General features: G+C 67.6%; 13 protein-coding genes and 1 tRNA gene. 8 read left to right on the forward strand and 6 right to left on the reverse strand.

Features of this window, described 5'->3' with window-relative positions:
• Positions 1-22: 22 nt before the first annotated feature.
• From GON09_RS17530 to GON09_RS17550, 5 genes are all read right to left on the reverse strand, one after another.
• A complete protein-coding gene (locus GON09_RS17530; RefSeq protein WP_213932899.1) occupies positions 23-985 on the reverse strand; it encodes a hypothetical protein in 963 nt (320 codons plus the stop codon).
• Positions 982-1,188 (reverse strand): heavy-metal-associated domain-containing protein, encoded by a 207-nt coding sequence (locus GON09_RS17535; protein WP_213932900.1) that lies wholly within the window; start codon positions 1,186-1,188, stop codon positions 982-984. Before GON09_RS17535 ends, GON09_RS17530 begins: the two co-directional genes overlap by 4 nt.
• Before the next feature lie 40 nt (positions 1,189-1,228).
• Complete coding sequence (locus GON09_RS17540) at positions 1,229-1,585, reverse strand: metal-sensitive transcriptional regulator (RefSeq protein ID WP_244865550.1); 357 nt, start codon at positions 1,583-1,585, stop codon at positions 1,229-1,231.
• Positions 1,586-1,839: 254 nt separating this feature from the next.
• Entirely contained in the window at positions 1,840-2,046 is a 207-nt protein-coding gene (locus tag GON09_RS17545) for a hypothetical protein (protein ID WP_006553307.1), read from the reverse strand.
• Positions 2,047-2,092: 46 nt separating this feature from the next.
• Positions 2,093-2,734, reverse strand: a complete 642-nt coding sequence (locus GON09_RS17550) for a dihydrofolate reductase family protein (RefSeq protein ID WP_213932901.1) — start codon at positions 2,732-2,734, stop codon at positions 2,093-2,095.
• Positions 2,735-3,049: 315 nt separating this feature from the next.
• Here GON09_RS17550 and GON09_RS17555 point away from each other — a divergent pair, with 315 nt between their 5' ends.
• A complete protein-coding gene (locus tag GON09_RS17555) occupies positions 3,050-3,913 on the forward strand; it encodes a pentapeptide repeat-containing protein (RefSeq protein ID WP_244865551.1) in 864 nt (287 codons plus the stop codon).
• A 120-nt stretch (positions 3,914-4,033) separates the two neighbouring features.
• Here the strand turns inward: GON09_RS17555 and GON09_RS17560 are convergent.
• A tRNA-Leu gene (locus tag GON09_RS17560) sits at positions 4,034-4,116 on the reverse strand.
• Between the two features lie 202 nt (positions 4,117-4,318).
• On the opposite strand from GON09_RS17560, the gene GON09_RS17565 reads away from it, so the two are divergent.
• From GON09_RS17565 to pknB, 7 genes are all read left to right on the forward strand, one after another.
• The gene (locus GON09_RS17565) at positions 4,319-5,623 is read left to right on the forward strand and encodes a DUF3662 and FHA domain-containing protein (RefSeq protein WP_213932902.1); all 1,305 of its coding nucleotides are present in this window, start codon (positions 4,319-4,321) and stop codon (positions 5,621-5,623) included.
• Positions 5,624-5,780: 157 nt separating this feature from the next.
• The gene (locus tag GON09_RS17570) at positions 5,781-6,242 is read left to right on the forward strand and encodes an FHA domain-containing protein FhaB/FipA (RefSeq protein WP_006550946.1); all 462 of its coding nucleotides are present in this window, start codon (positions 5,781-5,783) and stop codon (positions 6,240-6,242) included.
• Positions 6,239-7,747: a PP2C family protein-serine/threonine phosphatase gene (locus GON09_RS17575; protein ID WP_213932903.1), complete on the forward strand. Its 1,509-nt coding sequence runs from the start codon at positions 6,239-6,241 to the stop codon at positions 7,745-7,747. Before GON09_RS17570 ends, GON09_RS17575 begins: the two co-directional genes overlap by 4 nt.
• Positions 7,747-9,195: an FtsW/RodA/SpoVE family cell cycle protein gene (locus GON09_RS17580; RefSeq protein ID WP_213932904.1), complete on the forward strand. Its 1,449-nt coding sequence runs from the start codon at positions 7,747-7,749 to the stop codon at positions 9,193-9,195. Before GON09_RS17575 ends, GON09_RS17580 begins: the two co-directional genes overlap by 1 nt.
• Positions 9,192-10,676 carry a peptidoglycan D,D-transpeptidase FtsI family protein gene (locus tag GON09_RS17585; protein ID WP_213932905.1) on the forward strand — a complete coding sequence of 495 codons (1,485 nt, stop codon included), beginning with the start codon at positions 9,192-9,194 and terminating at the stop codon, positions 10,674-10,676. The genes GON09_RS17580 and GON09_RS17585 overlap by 4 nt, the downstream gene beginning before the upstream one ends.
• A gap of 1 nt (position 10,677) precedes the next feature.
• Entirely contained in the window at positions 10,678-12,249 is a 1,572-nt protein-coding gene (locus GON09_RS17590) for a serine/threonine-protein kinase (RefSeq protein ID WP_213932906.1), read from the forward strand.
• Positions 12,246-14,150 carry a Stk1 family PASTA domain-containing Ser/Thr kinase gene (pknB, locus tag GON09_RS17595; protein WP_213932907.1) on the forward strand — a complete coding sequence of 635 codons (1,905 nt, stop codon included), beginning with the start codon at positions 12,246-12,248 and terminating at the stop codon, positions 14,148-14,150. Before GON09_RS17590 ends, pknB begins: the two co-directional genes overlap by 4 nt.
• Positions 14,151-14,209 lie beyond the last annotated feature (59 nt).

Here is a 14,209-nt window from a genome sequence, read left to right on the forward strand (position 1 = left end):
GTGTCTCCTCGAAAGTGGGCCGTCAGCGGCCGGAATGACTGTGACCGACCGGCGCGGAGGGTTCCTCGTGCGTGTCTCCGGCGCCGTCGGCGGTGAGCGCGAAAGCGGCGGTACGGACCACTCCGTCGTGCTGGAAGTCGAGATAGAGGTGGTAGGTACCGGCACTCGGGACGGCGGTGTGGAAGACGACCTCGGGGCCGGGTCGTGTGGCGCCGTCGCCGGGTGTCCCGTCCGGGTGGACGTGGAGATAGGCGAGGTCGCCGCCGCGCAATGCGACGAGGTGTCCGTAGGCACCGAGATAGGGCTGCAGGTCGGTGACCGGTTGTCCGTCCTTGCTCACGGTGAGGGTGAGCAGTGCGTCGGTACCCGACGACAGGTCGCCATCCAGGGTGACCTCGTAGTCGTCGACGGTTGCGGTGCGATTGTCGGATCGCGGTGCAGTAGGACGGAATCCGCCTGCCACCGTGAGATCGGCGCCCAGCGTGAGCGCGTCGCCCCCGGTAGGCGTGAAATCGGTGAAGACCCGCCACGTACCGGGTGTGAGATCGACGTCGACGGACCAGATGCCGGTGTTCTCGTCGAGCACGGGATGGAGGTGCTGGAAACCGGTGAAGTCGCGGCGCACGGCGATCAGGTGCAGATCCTTCTCGTGCGTGACGTCGAAGTCGGTCACCGGTGTGCCGTCGGGACCGTTGATCGCGAATGTCAGGTTCCTGCCCTCGCCGGAATCGACATTCGTCTCGGCGAGCGCGAGGGAATAACCGTTCCGGTACGTCATCAGACCTCCCGGGGTCTCTTCCACAACAGGTGTTTCCGCTGAACTGCCGGTCGCGGCGGCATCGCCGTGCCCGGCGTCGTGAGCACTCGCGGCCGGATCCTCGGTCTGCTCCTCCACCGGGCCGACGGTCGCGCCGACGAGCAGCGCGATACCGAAGACCGCGGCTACGGCGGCGACGAAGCCGCTGAGCTTGGCCGGGGTGTTCATGCGAGGCTGTAGCCGGCCCCCTCGACGGCGGCCGCGACGGCAGCCTCGTCGAGGGACTCGGCGCTCGTGACGGTGACGGCACCGGTGGCCAGGTCGACCTCGACGTTCTCGACGCCGGGGATCTCCTGAACCTCTTCGGTGACCGACGCGACGCAGTGCCCGCAGGTCATGCCGGTGACGGTGTAGGTGCTGGTCTCGCTCATGGGTACTCCTCGGCGGTAGGTCGTGAACGGGTGGGGACGATCAGGAACGGACGAGTCGCGCGATGGCGTCACCGGCTTCCTTCAGCTTGAGGTCGGCCTCGTCGCCACCGGCGCGCACAGCACCGGCCACGCAGTGCGCCATGTGCTCGTCGAGCAGACCGAGCGCGACGGCCTCGAGCGCCTTCTTCATCGCCGCGATCTGCGTGAGGATGTCGATGCAGTACTTCTCTTCCTCGACCATCCGCTGCAGACCACGGGCCTGCCCCTCGATGCGACGCAGCCGTTTGAGGTAGTCGGCCTTGGTGTTGTTGGCGATGTAGCTGTGCTGATGCGCGTCGTCGTGCGCGGCGGCATCGACGTTCTGGGCCTGCGCGGTCTCGCTGGTGGTGTTCGGCATCGGAGTCGTCCTTGTCGGTGCGCTCGGTGATCGTCCTGACAGATACCATACCCCCCTAGGGTATGTAGGGCAACCGCCGTGCCGGCAATGCATCTACGCAGGTAGGGGACGTAATGTCACAACGAACAAAAAGGGTCGGCCCCGCATCTCCGAGAATGCGGGGCCGATCGGAAGAAGGTCGGACGGGTCGCGGACGACCCACCCGAGCACCTCAGGGGGTGGTCGAGCACCTCGTCACGTGCTCGTCACGGAAGTCACGGCACATGCATCATCTTCCCGGCGAGAGTGAACAACCGGCGGGAGAGCCGGATGACGGGAATGCCCAGCGGAATCAGCAGGATCGTCACGCACAGCACCGCACCCAGGAGCATCACCACCGCGGCGACGATCCCCAGGACGGTGCCGAGCAGGGCGGTGAGAAGTCCGAGCACGACATCCAGTAGGCCACTCAGAGCACGCATGACGACCTCCTACCCCCATTCCCCATTATGCGCCGGTCACGGGTGTTCACTTCCTCCAGAACAGCTGATGCTTCACTCCGCTCGTGCTGGGCACGACCTCGAGGTGGAAACGATCCCGAAGCTCGTCCGGGGATTCCCAGAGCTTCAGACCGGCGCCGTACCGCACCGGCGACACCACCACGTGCATGGTGTCGACCAGATCTGCGTCGAGGAACTGCCGGATGGTGGAGACGCCACCTCCGAGACGGACGTCCTTGCCCTGCGCGGCGGCGCGGGCCTGTTCGAGCACCGCGGCAGGTTCGTCGTTCACGAAGTGGAAGGTGGTGTCGGCGAGCGTGAAGGACGGGCGTTCGTGGTGGGTCAGAACGAACACCGGGGTGCGGAAGGGTGGCTCGTCGCCCCACCAGCCCTGCCACTCGTGGTCCGTCCAGGGTCCACGCTGGGGTCCGAACTTGTTGCGTCCCATGATCTCCGCACCGATGTTGCAGGAGAAATCCCGGATGAAGTAGTCGTCGAGTCCACGGCTTCCGCCGGGCTCGGTGCGCAGGTTCCAACTCGCCGTGGCTCCGGCCCACTCGAACATCGGGCTCGGATCCAGGCCGAAGGGACTCTCGAAACTCTGGTCCTTCCCCGCGCCGATACCGTCGCTCGACACGGTGAAGTTCTGTACTCGCAGCAACTGGCCCACTCTCTTCTCCTCACATCCCGATCACACCGGTACGAAGAGGGAGACCTCGTGAACCGTGCGAACTCATCGGACCGTGCTCGGCTCACGGAGAGGTTCGGGGACAGCCGTCCGGCCCGCTGACACCGCGCGTGCCGACTGGTAACTTCGCATCCAGTGATCAGCACCGTGTATCCGTGAGACAGACGTCCCGCACCATCCGTGAACCGCGCCTGCGGGCGGCGGTGATTTCATGTGCCTCGAGAGGGAACCCACCCCAGGGTTCCCCGATCCCGTCGTGCAGTCCTTCATGCATCGGAATCGACTCTCGGAGTTCACATGTTCACCCCATCGCTTCACTCGTCCCCGTCACCGACCGTCCATCGAGCCGACCTTCGGGGCGATTGCAGCCGCTGCTTCGCACTGTGTTGCACGGCTTTCGGATTCGCCAGTTCTTCGGACTTCGCCGAGGACAAGCCCGCCGGGTCGTCGTGCCGGCATCTCGATGCGCGCTTCGCGTGCACCATCCATGAGACGCTGCCGTCCCGCGGCTTCCGCGGTTGCACGGTCTTCGACTGCTTCGGTGCGGGACAGGCCGTCTCCCAGCAGTTGTTCGCCGGCGTGAGTTGGCGGGATCGACCACACACCCGTGACCGCATGTTCTCGGCATTCACTGTTATGAAGGAGCTGCACGAGATGATGTGGCATCTGCTCGAGGCCCAGGATCGCACCTACGATCCGGAGAGCTCGGACGACGCTCGGGAGCTGGTCGAATCCCTTGCCTCCCTCACTCGCCGGGGCGTAGACGAACTCGAGTCCCTCGACATCGGCGAGATACGCGCATCCGTTCGACCGGTCCTGATGGAGGTCGGTGCGGAAGTCCGGGCTTCGTACTTCGCCGACGACGGGCAGACGAATCCGGATCTGGTCCCGGGCGCAGATCTCGCCGGTACCGATCTGCGTGGCCACCGGTTGTGCGGCGCCGACCTGCGGAATGCACTGCTGATCGGCGCCGACCTCCGGGGATGCGACCTCGCCGGGGCAGATCTGCTCGGCGCGGACCTACGAGGTGCGCGGGTACAGGACGCCGACCTGTCCTTCGCCCTGTATCTCACCGGGCCGCAACTCGCCGCCGCTCGCGGCAACCGACGCACCCGAGTCCCTGCGGACGTGCCGGTACCGCGGAGTTGGCTCGACGAATGACGGGTTCGGGAGGGCGTGGCGAGGAGTACCTCGGTATCGGGATCGAGCAAACGAAAACGAGGTCACGATCTCCGAAGAGTTCGTGACCTCGTTCTGTGCAGTTCGTGGAACTGCCCACTGTGGGCGAAGGGGGACTTGAACCCCCACGTCCCGAAGGACACTGGCACCTGAAGCCAGCGCGTCTGCCATTCCGCCACTCGCCCGAGCAACGCCGAAAACAGTAACACACACCGGAGCGAAACAACTATTCGGCTGGTCAGGCGGCTGCAAGCGCCGCTGACTCGATTGCTGAGCACATCCGTCGGAGACGTGCCGCATACCGCAGGGTCGAATCCGGGGAAAAATGGATACCATGCAGTGACGAGATCTGCATTGCGACACGCTGAGTACGGAAAGGGGGTCGCCATGGGCATCGCCCAGCGCTTCGAGCGCAAACTACAGGCCGCGATCGGCGACGCTTTCGCCCGCGTGTTCGGCGGCGGCGTCGTGCCCCAGGAAGTCGAGGCGGCGCTGCAGCAGGAGGCGACGGACGGCGTCCGACAACTCGATCGGGGCCACATGCTCGCCCCCAATCATTACGTCATCACGATCAGCGAATCCGATCACGACGCCCTGGCAGCGGATCGGGACTTGACTGTGAAGGCATTCTCCCGTCACCTTGAGGACTTCATCCGAGAACAGGGATGGCAGACATACGGTGAGATCCAAGTCGTCTTCGAGTCGTCGTCGGCACTGCACACCGGGCAGTTCCGGACTCGCGGCTCGGTTGATCCCGATGCGGGGCGCTCAGCGACGCGTGCTCCGTCACCGCGGAACCCACAGAACCGCCCACCCGTGACCTCTGAACCAGGAGCTGGCCCAATGACGCAGAACCCCGGCTACGACCCCAGCCGTGACCCCGCCGAGGCGGAGCCGCAGTACGCACGCAACGGTCACGCGCACGTCGGCCAGGAGCAGCGCTACAACCAGGGCTACGGCAACGCCGGTTACGACCAGGCCCAGGGCGGCTACGACCAGCAGGCTTACGGCCAGGCCTACAGCGAACAGGACTACCAGCAGGGCGGCTACAGCCAGCAGGGCGGCTACGACCAGCAGGGTGGCTACGACCAGCAGGCCTACGGTGCCCAGGACGCCCAGCCCCAGGCGTACAGCCAGGACTACGGCCAGCAGGCGTACGGCCAGCAGGGCGGCTACGACCAGCAGGGTTACGCGCAGCCCGGTTACGACCAGGCTTACCAGGATCAGGGCTACCAGCAGGGTGGCTACGACCAGCAGGCCTACGGTCAGCAGAGCTACGCACAGCCGGGTTACGACCAGCAGTACGGCGCGCAGCAGGGCTACGACCAGGGTTACGCTGCCCCGGCGCCCGGCTACGACCAGGGCTACCAGCAGGGCGGCTACCAGTCGCCGGCCGCGGGTCGTGTGCTGACCGCGACCCTGCAGCTCGAGGACGGCAGCGGCCGCTACTACCAGCTCCGCGAGGGCAGCAACATCATCGGGCGCGGCCAGGACGCCCAGTTCCGCCTCCCCGACACCGGCGTCTCGCGTCGCCACATCGACATCCGCTGGGACGGCCAGGTCGCGATGCTCTCCGATCTCGGTTCGACGAACGGCACAACGGTCAACGGCGCCTCCGTTCAGGACTGGCAGCTCGCCGATGGTGACGTGATTCGCGCCGGGCACTCCGAGATCCTCGTGCGCATCCTCTGATCAGCCGGTATCGAAGGACCTACCGGACCCGTTCATACCGTCCGACGCGTGTCGCAGCGCGTCGGACGCTGCATGGAGTCGTCCGGTGTCCGTATTGTGAGTGACCGCACGACCCGGACGACCACGACCGGTCGACTACCCCGAAGGAGGATGCACCGTGCAGGGGCTGATTCTGCAGCTGACCCGAGCGGGATTCCTCCTCCTGCTCTGGTTGTTCGTGTGGGCGGTGTTGCGCACGCTCCGGTCCGACATCTATGCCGGCGCCGCGCGCCCGCTCCCTCGCTACTCCCCCAAGCAGTCGGTGCTGCCGACGCTGAGCCGTAACAAGACCGCCAAGTATCTGGTGGTCACGCAAGGCGCGCTGGCGGGCACCAGGATCACGCTCGGCACCCAGCCGGTTCTCATCGGCCGTGCCGACGACTCCACACTCGTGCTGACCGACGACTACGCATCCACGCGCCATGCGCGGTTGTCACCCCGAGGTTCCGACTGGTATGTCGAAGACCTGGGGTCGACGAACGGCACATATCTCGACCGCGCGAAGGTCACCACCGCCGTCCGTGTCCCACTCGGAACCCCGGTTCGGGTGGGCAAGACCGTGATCGAGCTCCGCCCGTGACCCTCGTACTCCGTTATGCCGCCCGCAGCGATCGCGGCCTCGTGCGCTCCAACAACGAGGACTCCGTCTACGCCGGTGCCCGCCTGCTCGCCCTCGCCGACGGCATGGGTGGGCACGCAGCAGGTGAGGTCGCCTCGCAACTGATGATCGCGGCGCTCGCCCATCTCGACGACGACGAGCCCGGCGGCGACCTTCTCGGCAAGCTCGCTGCGGCTGTCCGCGAAGGCAATGCCTCGATCGCCGATCAGGTGGAGGAAGAGCCCGAACTCGACGGCATGGGCACGACGCTCACGGCCATCCTGTTCGCAGGCAGCAAGCTCGGACTCGCGCACATCGGTGACTCCCGCGCGTATCTGCTGCGCGACGATCAGCTCACCCAGATCACCCGCGACGACACCTTCGTGCAGTCACTGGTGGACGAGGGCCGCATCACCCCGGAGCAGGCACACACGCACCCGCAGCGGTCGTTGATCATGCGGGCGCTGACCGGCAGCGAGGTCGAACCCACCCTCACCGTGCGTGAGGCCCGCGCCGGCGACCGCTACCTCGTGTGCTCCGACGGCCTGTCCGACGTCGTCAGCGACGAGACGATCGCCGACACCATGCGGCAGGGCACGCACGACGAGTGCGCCGACCGGCTCATCGAACTGGCGCTGCGCAGCGGCGGTCCCGACAACGTGACCGTCGTCGTCGCCGACGTCATCGATCTCGACTACGGCCAGTCGCATCCGATCGTCGCCGGTGCCGCATCGGCGGACGACGACGAGGACACTCCCCCGCCGAACACCGCAGCGGGTCGTGCCGCCGCGATGCGCCCGCCGCGCGCCACCCCCAAGCGGGTCATCAACAAGGCCCCGGAGCCGGCACCGAAGAAGAAGCGCAGCCGCCTGTGGTGGCCGGTCGCCGCCATCGTGGTGATCGCGGTGCTGGTCGGCGGTCTGTTCGTCGGCCGGCAGCTGATCCGCAACAACTATTACGTCGGCGCCGACGACGGTCGCGTGACCGTGCTGCGTGGCATCCCCGGCGACGTCTTCGGCTACTCGCTGCAGGAGGCGGCGCGCGTCGGGTGCATCACCGACGAGGGCGATCTCACGCTCGTCGATCCGAACAGCGCGTCGTGCCGGGTGATGCTCGTCGACGATCTGTGGCCCGCCGCCCGCGAGCAGGTCCGTGCCGGCCTTCCGTCGGGTTCGATCGACGACACCCGCGAGCAGATGCAGCGGCTCGCCGAACTGGATCTGCTTCCGGTGTGCACCCCGGAAGAACCTGCACCCGCCCCCGGCGAACCCGCCCCGGCCCCGGGAGAGCCGACGACGGCGCCCGGACCGAACGGCACCCCGACCACCGAGACACCTGCGGTGCAGCCTCCGCCGCCCGGCGAGCCCACGCCGCAACCGGGTGAGCCCGCCCCGGCCTCGCAACCCGGTGAACCCGCTCCGAACACGGAACCGGCTCCCGAACCCGCGCCCCAGATTCCCGGTCAGAACTGCAGGGTGGGCGCCTGATGTCGGTGTCCCATGGTGTGGGGGCCTTCCCGAGTCCTCCGGGAGGTTTCGCTCCGGCTCCGGTCCAGTCGACTCGGCGCAACACCGAACTGGCCCTGATCGTCGCGGCCATCGGTGTGACGACGGTGTCGCTGATGCTCGTCGAGGTCTCGATGGAGCAAGCACTCACCCTCGACCTGCTCAAGTACGGGGTGACCTTCGCGGCGCTGTTCCTCGCCGCGCACCTCGCGGTCCGGCGCTTCGCGAAGTACGCCGACCCCTTGCTGCTGCCGATCGTCGCGCTGCTCAACGGTCTCGGGCTCGTGCTCATCCACCGGCTCGACCTGTCCGACCAGGAGAACGCCCGCTACATGGGCCTGCCGCCGCCGTCGCCCGATGCGACGCAGCAGGTGCTGTGGACGGCGCTCGGCATCGGGTTGTTCATCGTCGTCCTCGTGTTCCTGCACGATTACCGGCTGCTCGCGCGCTTCAGCTACACGCTCGGTCTCGTCGGTTTGGTGGCACTCGCGATCCCGGCGCTGCTGCCGAGCCGCTTCTCCGAGGTCAACGGCGCGAAGATCTGGATCCGGCTGCCCGGTTTCAGCATCCAGCCCGGTGAGTTCGCGAAGATCCTGCTGATCATCTTCTTCGCGTCGGTCCTCGTGGCGAAACGCGATCTGTTCACCACCGCCGGCAAGCACTTCCTCGGCATGGACTTCCCCCGGGCCCGCGATCTCGGTCCGATCCTGGCGGCCTGGATCATCTCGATCGGCGTAATGGTCTTCGAGAAGGACCTCGGCACGTCGCTGCTGCTGTTCACCACGGTGCTGGTGATGCTCTACATCGCGACCGAACGCGTCGGCTGGCTGATCATCGGGTTCTCGCTGCTCGCCGTCGGCTTCTACGCGGCGTATCAGATGTTCGGCCACGTGCGGGTGCGCGTGGAGACGTGGCTCGATCCGCTCGCCGACTACAACAACACTGGCTACCAGATCTCCCAGTCCCTGTTCGGTCTCGCGACCGGCGGGGTCGCCGGCACCGGCCTGGGCAGCGGACGGCCGGGACAGGTGCCGTTCGCGAAGACCGACTTCATCGTCGCGGCGATCGGTGAGGAGCTGGGCCTGATCGGTCTCGCCGCCATCCTGCTGCTGTTCCTGATTCTCGTCGTCCGCGGCATGCGCACTGCACTGGCGGTGCGCGACAGCTTCGGCAAGCTGCTCGCCGCCGGCCTGTCGTTCACCCTCGCCGTCCAGCTGTTCGTGGTGGTCGGCGGGGTCACGAAGTTGATTCCCCTGACCGGTCTGACCACACCGTTCGTGTCCTACGGTGGCTCGTCTCTGCTCGCAAACTATCTGCTCCTGGCTCTGCTGATGAAGATCTCGCACGCTGCCCGCCAACCCGCGATCCCCCGTAAGAAGGCGCCCACGCCCATCGCCGAGGCCCGGACCGAAATGATGGGGCGCGAATGAACGGTCCGCTCCGCAAGGTCGCGATGGCCGTGATGTTCATGGTCGTCGCGTTGCTCGCAAACGCCACCTATGTGCAGGTCATCAAGGCCGATGATCTCCGTACCGATCCGCGCAATTCGCGTGTGCTGATCGACGAGTACTCCCGCCAGCGCGGACAGATCGCCGCGGCCGGACAGGCCCTGGCGGTGTCGGTACCCACCGACAGTCGCTACAAGTACCTGCGCGAATACCCGGCACCGCCGACCCAGCCGATGAGCCCGCTGGCCTATGCGCCGGTGACGGGCTTCTACTCGATGCAGTACGGCAGCACCGGACTCGAACGCTCCGAGGACTCGCTGCTCAACGGTTCCGACAGCCTGCTGTTCGGCCGTCGCCTGTTCGACCTGGTGTCGGGTCGCAATCCGCGCGGCGGCAACGTCGTGTCGACGATCGACCCGGTCGTGCAGCAGGTGGCCTACGACGAGCTGACCGCGAAGGGTTACACGGGCTCGGTGGTCGCGATCGAGCCGAGCACCGGCAGGATCCTCGCGATGGTGAGCACGCCGAGCTACGACCCCAACCGACTGTCGGGGCACGACGGCGCCGCCACCTCCCAGGCCTGGGACGAGCTGAACGCCGATCCCGACAAGCCGATGCTCAACCGCGCGATCTCCCAGACCTATCCTCCGGGCTCGACGTTCAAGGTCGTGGTGACCGCCGCCGCGCTCGAGAACGGGGTCACCCCCGACACGCAGTTCACCGCGGCACCGCAGATCACCCTGCCCGACACCGCGACCACCCTCGAAAACTACGGCGGGGCGGCGTGCGGCGACGCACCGACGGTGACGCTGCGGGAAGCCTTCGCGCGGTCGTGCAACACGGCCTTCGTCGAGATGGGCATCGACGACGGGCGTGAGGCCCTGGTCGACCAGTCGGAGAAGCTCGGTATCGGGGAGACCCTCGACATCCCGTTGCCCGTCGCGGCGAGCACCGTCGGCCCCATCCCGGACGGCGCGGCGCTCGGCCAGTCGAGCATCGGTCAGCGCGACGTGGCGCTCACTCCGCTGCAGAACGCGTCGATCGCCGCGACGATCGCCAACGGCGGGGTCCGCATGAAGCCGTATCTCGTCGACCGTCGGCAGGGCCCCGACCTGTCGGTGCTCGCGGAGACCAAGCCCGAGTCGCTCGGTCAGGCCATCTCGCCGGAGGTCTCCGCGACCCTCACCGATCTGATGATCGGCGCCGAGAACAACGCCGGCGGCGGCGGCGCGATCCAGGGTGTGCAGATCGCGTCGAAGACGGGCACTGCGGAGCACGGCAACGATCCGCGGAACACTCCGCCGCACACCTGGTACATCGCGTTCGCACCCGCACAACAACCCCGCATCGCTGTGGCGGTGCTCGTGGAGGACGGCGGCGACCGAGCTCTCGCCGCGACCGGCGGCTCGGTGGCCGCCCCGATCGGACGGGCCGTGATCTCGGCCGGATTACAGGGAGGCTGACATGGCTCTGAGCAGCGGCGCCATGATCGCCGACCGTTACCGTCTCCAGCGACTCATCGCGACCGGCGGAATGGGTCAGGTGTGGGAAGGACTCGACACCCGGCTCGACCGGCGGGTCGCGGTGAAGGTCCTCAAAGCCGAATTGTCCGGCGACGAGGACTTCCTCGCCCGGTTCCGGTTCGAGGCGCGCACCACCGCGCAGCTCAACCATCCCGGCATCGCCGGGGTGTTCGACTACGGCGAGACCACTGACGCCGAAAACCAGTCCATCGCGTATCTGGTGATGGAACTGGTACACGGCGAACCGCTCAACGCCGTCCTGTCGCGGCTGGGACGCCTGTCGCTGCCGCACGCACTCGACATGCTGGAGCAGACCGGACGCGCGTTGCAGGCGGCACACAACGCCGGCGTGGTGCACCGCGACGTCAAGCCCGGCAATATCCTCATCACCCCGACGGGTCAGGTGAAGATCACCGACTTCGGTATCGCGAAGGCGGTCGATGCATCCCCGGTCACCCGCACCGGCATGGTGATGGGCACCGCGCAGTACATCGCACCCGAGCAGGCACTGGGCCAGGAGGCCACGTCCGCGAGCGACGTGTACTCGCTGGCGGTCGTCGGTTACGAAGTGTTGTCGGGTCGACGTCCGTTCCTCGGCGACAGCGTGGTGACGGTCGCGATGAAGCACGTCCAGGAGACCCCGGCACCCCTGCCGACGGATCTTCCGGTCGAGGTGCGCGAACTCATCGAGATCGCGATGTCGAAGGACCCCGCCTACCGCTACGCGAACGGTGGCGAGTTCGCGAACGCCGTCGCCGCGGTGCGGTCGGGCCGGCCCGTGCCGCCGCCCGGCAACGTGCCGCCCGTGACCAGCGCCAACCGGGTTCTTCCGCCCGGCGTGCCCGGGACCACTGCCCCGACCTCCGCGACCCGCGCCCTGCATCCGACCCAGCAGTACGACCAGACCGCGTACTCGTCGGTGCCGCGCTCGGCTCAGCCGCCCACCGCCGGACGCCCGCCGGTGGCGGGTCCGCCGACCTCGGGTGCGCCCGCCGACGACGGCGGCCGGCGTATGCCGAGCCCCACCGCGCTGGCCTGGGCCGCGGGGGCAGCCGTCGTACTCGCCCTCGTGACCCTGGTCATCGTGCTGTTCGGCGGCGACGACGAGGAACCCGCACGCGCTCCGTCGCCGACGACACAGCTCACCACGACGCGCGCGACCACCACCACGACGACCCGGCCGCCGCAGACCACCACGACGACCTTCGTGCCGTTGCCACCGCCGGTCGAGACGGAGACCTTCGTCCCCACTCCGACGCCGACCACGACGGTGCAGCCGACGACCACGGTGGAACCGACGATCGTGCCACCCACGACCACGCAGCCCACCACCACGGCGGAGCCGACGACCACGGCACCGACGACCACCGCGGAGGACACGGGTGGTGGCGACGGCGGTACGGGCGGCGCGGAGGGTGACGGCGACGGCGAGACCGACCCCGAGGCCGCAAGTGGAGGGGACGACAATTCATCCGCAACCAGCAACGGTACGAACAACCAAGGAACGTCATGACCACACCCCGCAAGCTCTCCTCCCGCTACGAGCTGGGTGAGATCCTCGGCTTCGGCGGTATGTCCGAGGTGCACCTCGCGCGGGATCTGCGGCTCGGCCGGGATGTGGCCATCAAGGTGTTGCGTGCCGATCTTGCACGCGACCCCACGTTCTACCTGCGTTTCCGACGCGAGGCGCAGAACGCTGCTGCGCTGAACCATCCGGCGATCGTCGCCGTCTACGACACCGGTGAGGCCGAGACCGAGGCCGGACCGCTGCCCTACATCGTCATGGAGTACGTCGAGGGCGACACGCTGCGCGATCTTGTGCGCGCCGACGGACCGATGACCCCCAAGCGGGCGATGGAGATCATCGCCGACGTGTGCGCGGCCCTGGACTTCAGCCACCGCAACATGATCGTGCACCGCGACGTGAAGCCGGCCAACGTCATGATCAACAAGGCGGGCGCGGTGAAGGTCATGGACTTCGGCATCGCCCGGGCCATCTCCGACGCCGCGAGCCCGATGACGCAGACCGCCGCGGTGATCGGCACCGCGCAGTACCTCTCGCCCGAGCAGGCACGCGGTGAGCAGGTCGACGCCCGGTCGGACGTCTACTCGGTGGGTTGCGTCCTGTTCGAGATCCTCACCGGCGAGCCCCCGTTCAAGGGCGACTCGCCCGTCGCGGTGGCCTACCAGCATGTGCGGGAGGATCCGCCGCTGCCGTCGTCGGTGAATTCGTCCGTGCCGCCCGAGCTCGACTCGGTGATCCTCAAGGCGATGGCGAAGAACCCCGCGAACCGTTACCAGTCGGCCGCGGAGATGCGCAGCGATCTGATCCGAGTGCTGAGCGGACAGCGTCCGAGCGCACCGATGGTGATGACCGACGAGGACCGCACCACGCTGATCGACTCCGTCGACAACAACAACGGTCGGTACAGCCGCGTCGCGCCCGCCGGTGCGGCCGGGGCGCCCGCCGCCGATTCCGGTGGCGGTTCGGTTCTCAAGAAGGTGCTGCTCGGGATCGCCGCGGTGGCGGTCGTCGGCGTGGTCGGCGTCTTCCTGTGGTCGCTCGGACCCGGTTCGACAGCCGCCCAGGTCGCGGTTCCCGACGTCCGCAACGTCTCCGCCGAGGTCGCCGAGAGTCAGCTGCAGAACGCCGGCTTCCGGGTTTCGATCCAGCAGAAGAGCGATCCGGTGGTGGCGAACGGCAACGTCATCAACACCCGTCCCGTGCCCGGGAGTCAGGCCGAGGAAGGCTCGACCGTGACGCTCGAGGTGTCGAGCGGACCGGAGCAGGTGCAGATCCCACGGCTGGAAGGGATGACGCAGGAACGCGCGGCCCAGGAGCTGTCCGCCGTCGGTCTGCGGCTCGACCCGAACGTCGGCCGCGCTCCGTCGGCCGCCGACGACGAGGATCTCGTCGTCGAGCAGAGCCCCGATGCAGGCGCGAGCGTCGACCGCGACAGTCCGATCATCATCACGCTGGGGTCCGGCCCCGAGCTGGTGCGCGTCCCCAACGTGGTGGGCCAGACCGTCGAGGTGGCGAGCGACAACATCGAAGGCGCCGGATTCACGGTCGTCGTCGAGCAGATCGACTCCAGCGAGACCGAGGGCACCGTCGTGTCGACGAGTCCCGCCGGTGGCGCCTCCACCGAACAGGGTTCGACGGTGACGGTGCGGGTGTCCAACGGTGACCGCATCGAGATGCCCGTCATCACCAACCGTTCGGTCTCCGACGCGCTCTCCGCGTTGCGCAGCGCCGGTTGGACGGGCAACGCCTCCCAGCTCCAGCAGACGCGCGAGGCGACGCTCGACGTCGATCTCGTCGGCACGGTGATCACGCAGGCACAGCCGCCGGGTTCGGAGATCTCGAAGAACCAGCCCATCACCGTGGGAGTCGGTGTGCTCGGTATCCGCTGAGCAGCTCGTGAATCACGAAAGGCGCCGGTCCCCGAAGGGATCGGCGCCTTTCTCGTCGA

Source organism: Rhodococcus sp. B50, assembly GCF_013602415.1.
Taxonomy (GTDB): Bacteria; Actinomycetota; Actinomycetes; order Mycobacteriales; family Mycobacteriaceae; genus Rhodococcus.

Bases quoted from the DNA above. Each gene is read 5' to 3' on its own strand.
- GON09_RS17530 (WP_213932899.1), bottom strand. From the start codon at position 985: ATGAACACCCCGGCCAAGCTCAGCGGCTTCGTCGCCGCCGTAGCCGCG.
- GON09_RS17580 (WP_213932904.1), top strand. From the start codon at position 7,747: ATGTCGGTGTCCCATGGTGTGGGGGCCTTCCCGAGTCCTCCGGGAGGT.
- GON09_RS17535 (WP_213932900.1), bottom strand. From the start codon at position 1,188: ATGAGCGAGACCAGCACCTACACCGTCACCGGCATGACCTGCGGGCAC.
- GON09_RS17545 (WP_006553307.1), bottom strand. From the start codon at position 2,046: ATGCGTGCTCTGAGTGGCCTACTGGATGTCGTGCTCGGACTTCTCACC.
- GON09_RS17585 (WP_213932905.1), top strand. From the start codon at position 9,192: ATGAACGGTCCGCTCCGCAAGGTCGCGATGGCCGTGATGTTCATGGTC.
- pknB (WP_213932907.1), top strand. From the start codon at position 12,246: ATGACCACACCCCGCAAGCTCTCCTCCCGCTACGAGCTGGGTGAGATC.
- GON09_RS17555 (WP_244865551.1), top strand. From the start codon at position 3,050: ATGTTCACCCCATCGCTTCACTCGTCCCCGTCACCGACCGTCCATCGA.
- GON09_RS17540 (WP_244865550.1), bottom strand. From the start codon at position 1,585: ATGCCGAACACCACCAGCGAGACCGCGCAGGCCCAGAACGTCGATGCC.
- GON09_RS17565 (WP_213932902.1), top strand. From the start codon at position 4,319: ATGGGCATCGCCCAGCGCTTCGAGCGCAAACTACAGGCCGCGATCGGC.
- GON09_RS17590 (WP_213932906.1), top strand. From the start codon at position 10,678: ATGGCTCTGAGCAGCGGCGCCATGATCGCCGACCGTTACCGTCTCCAG.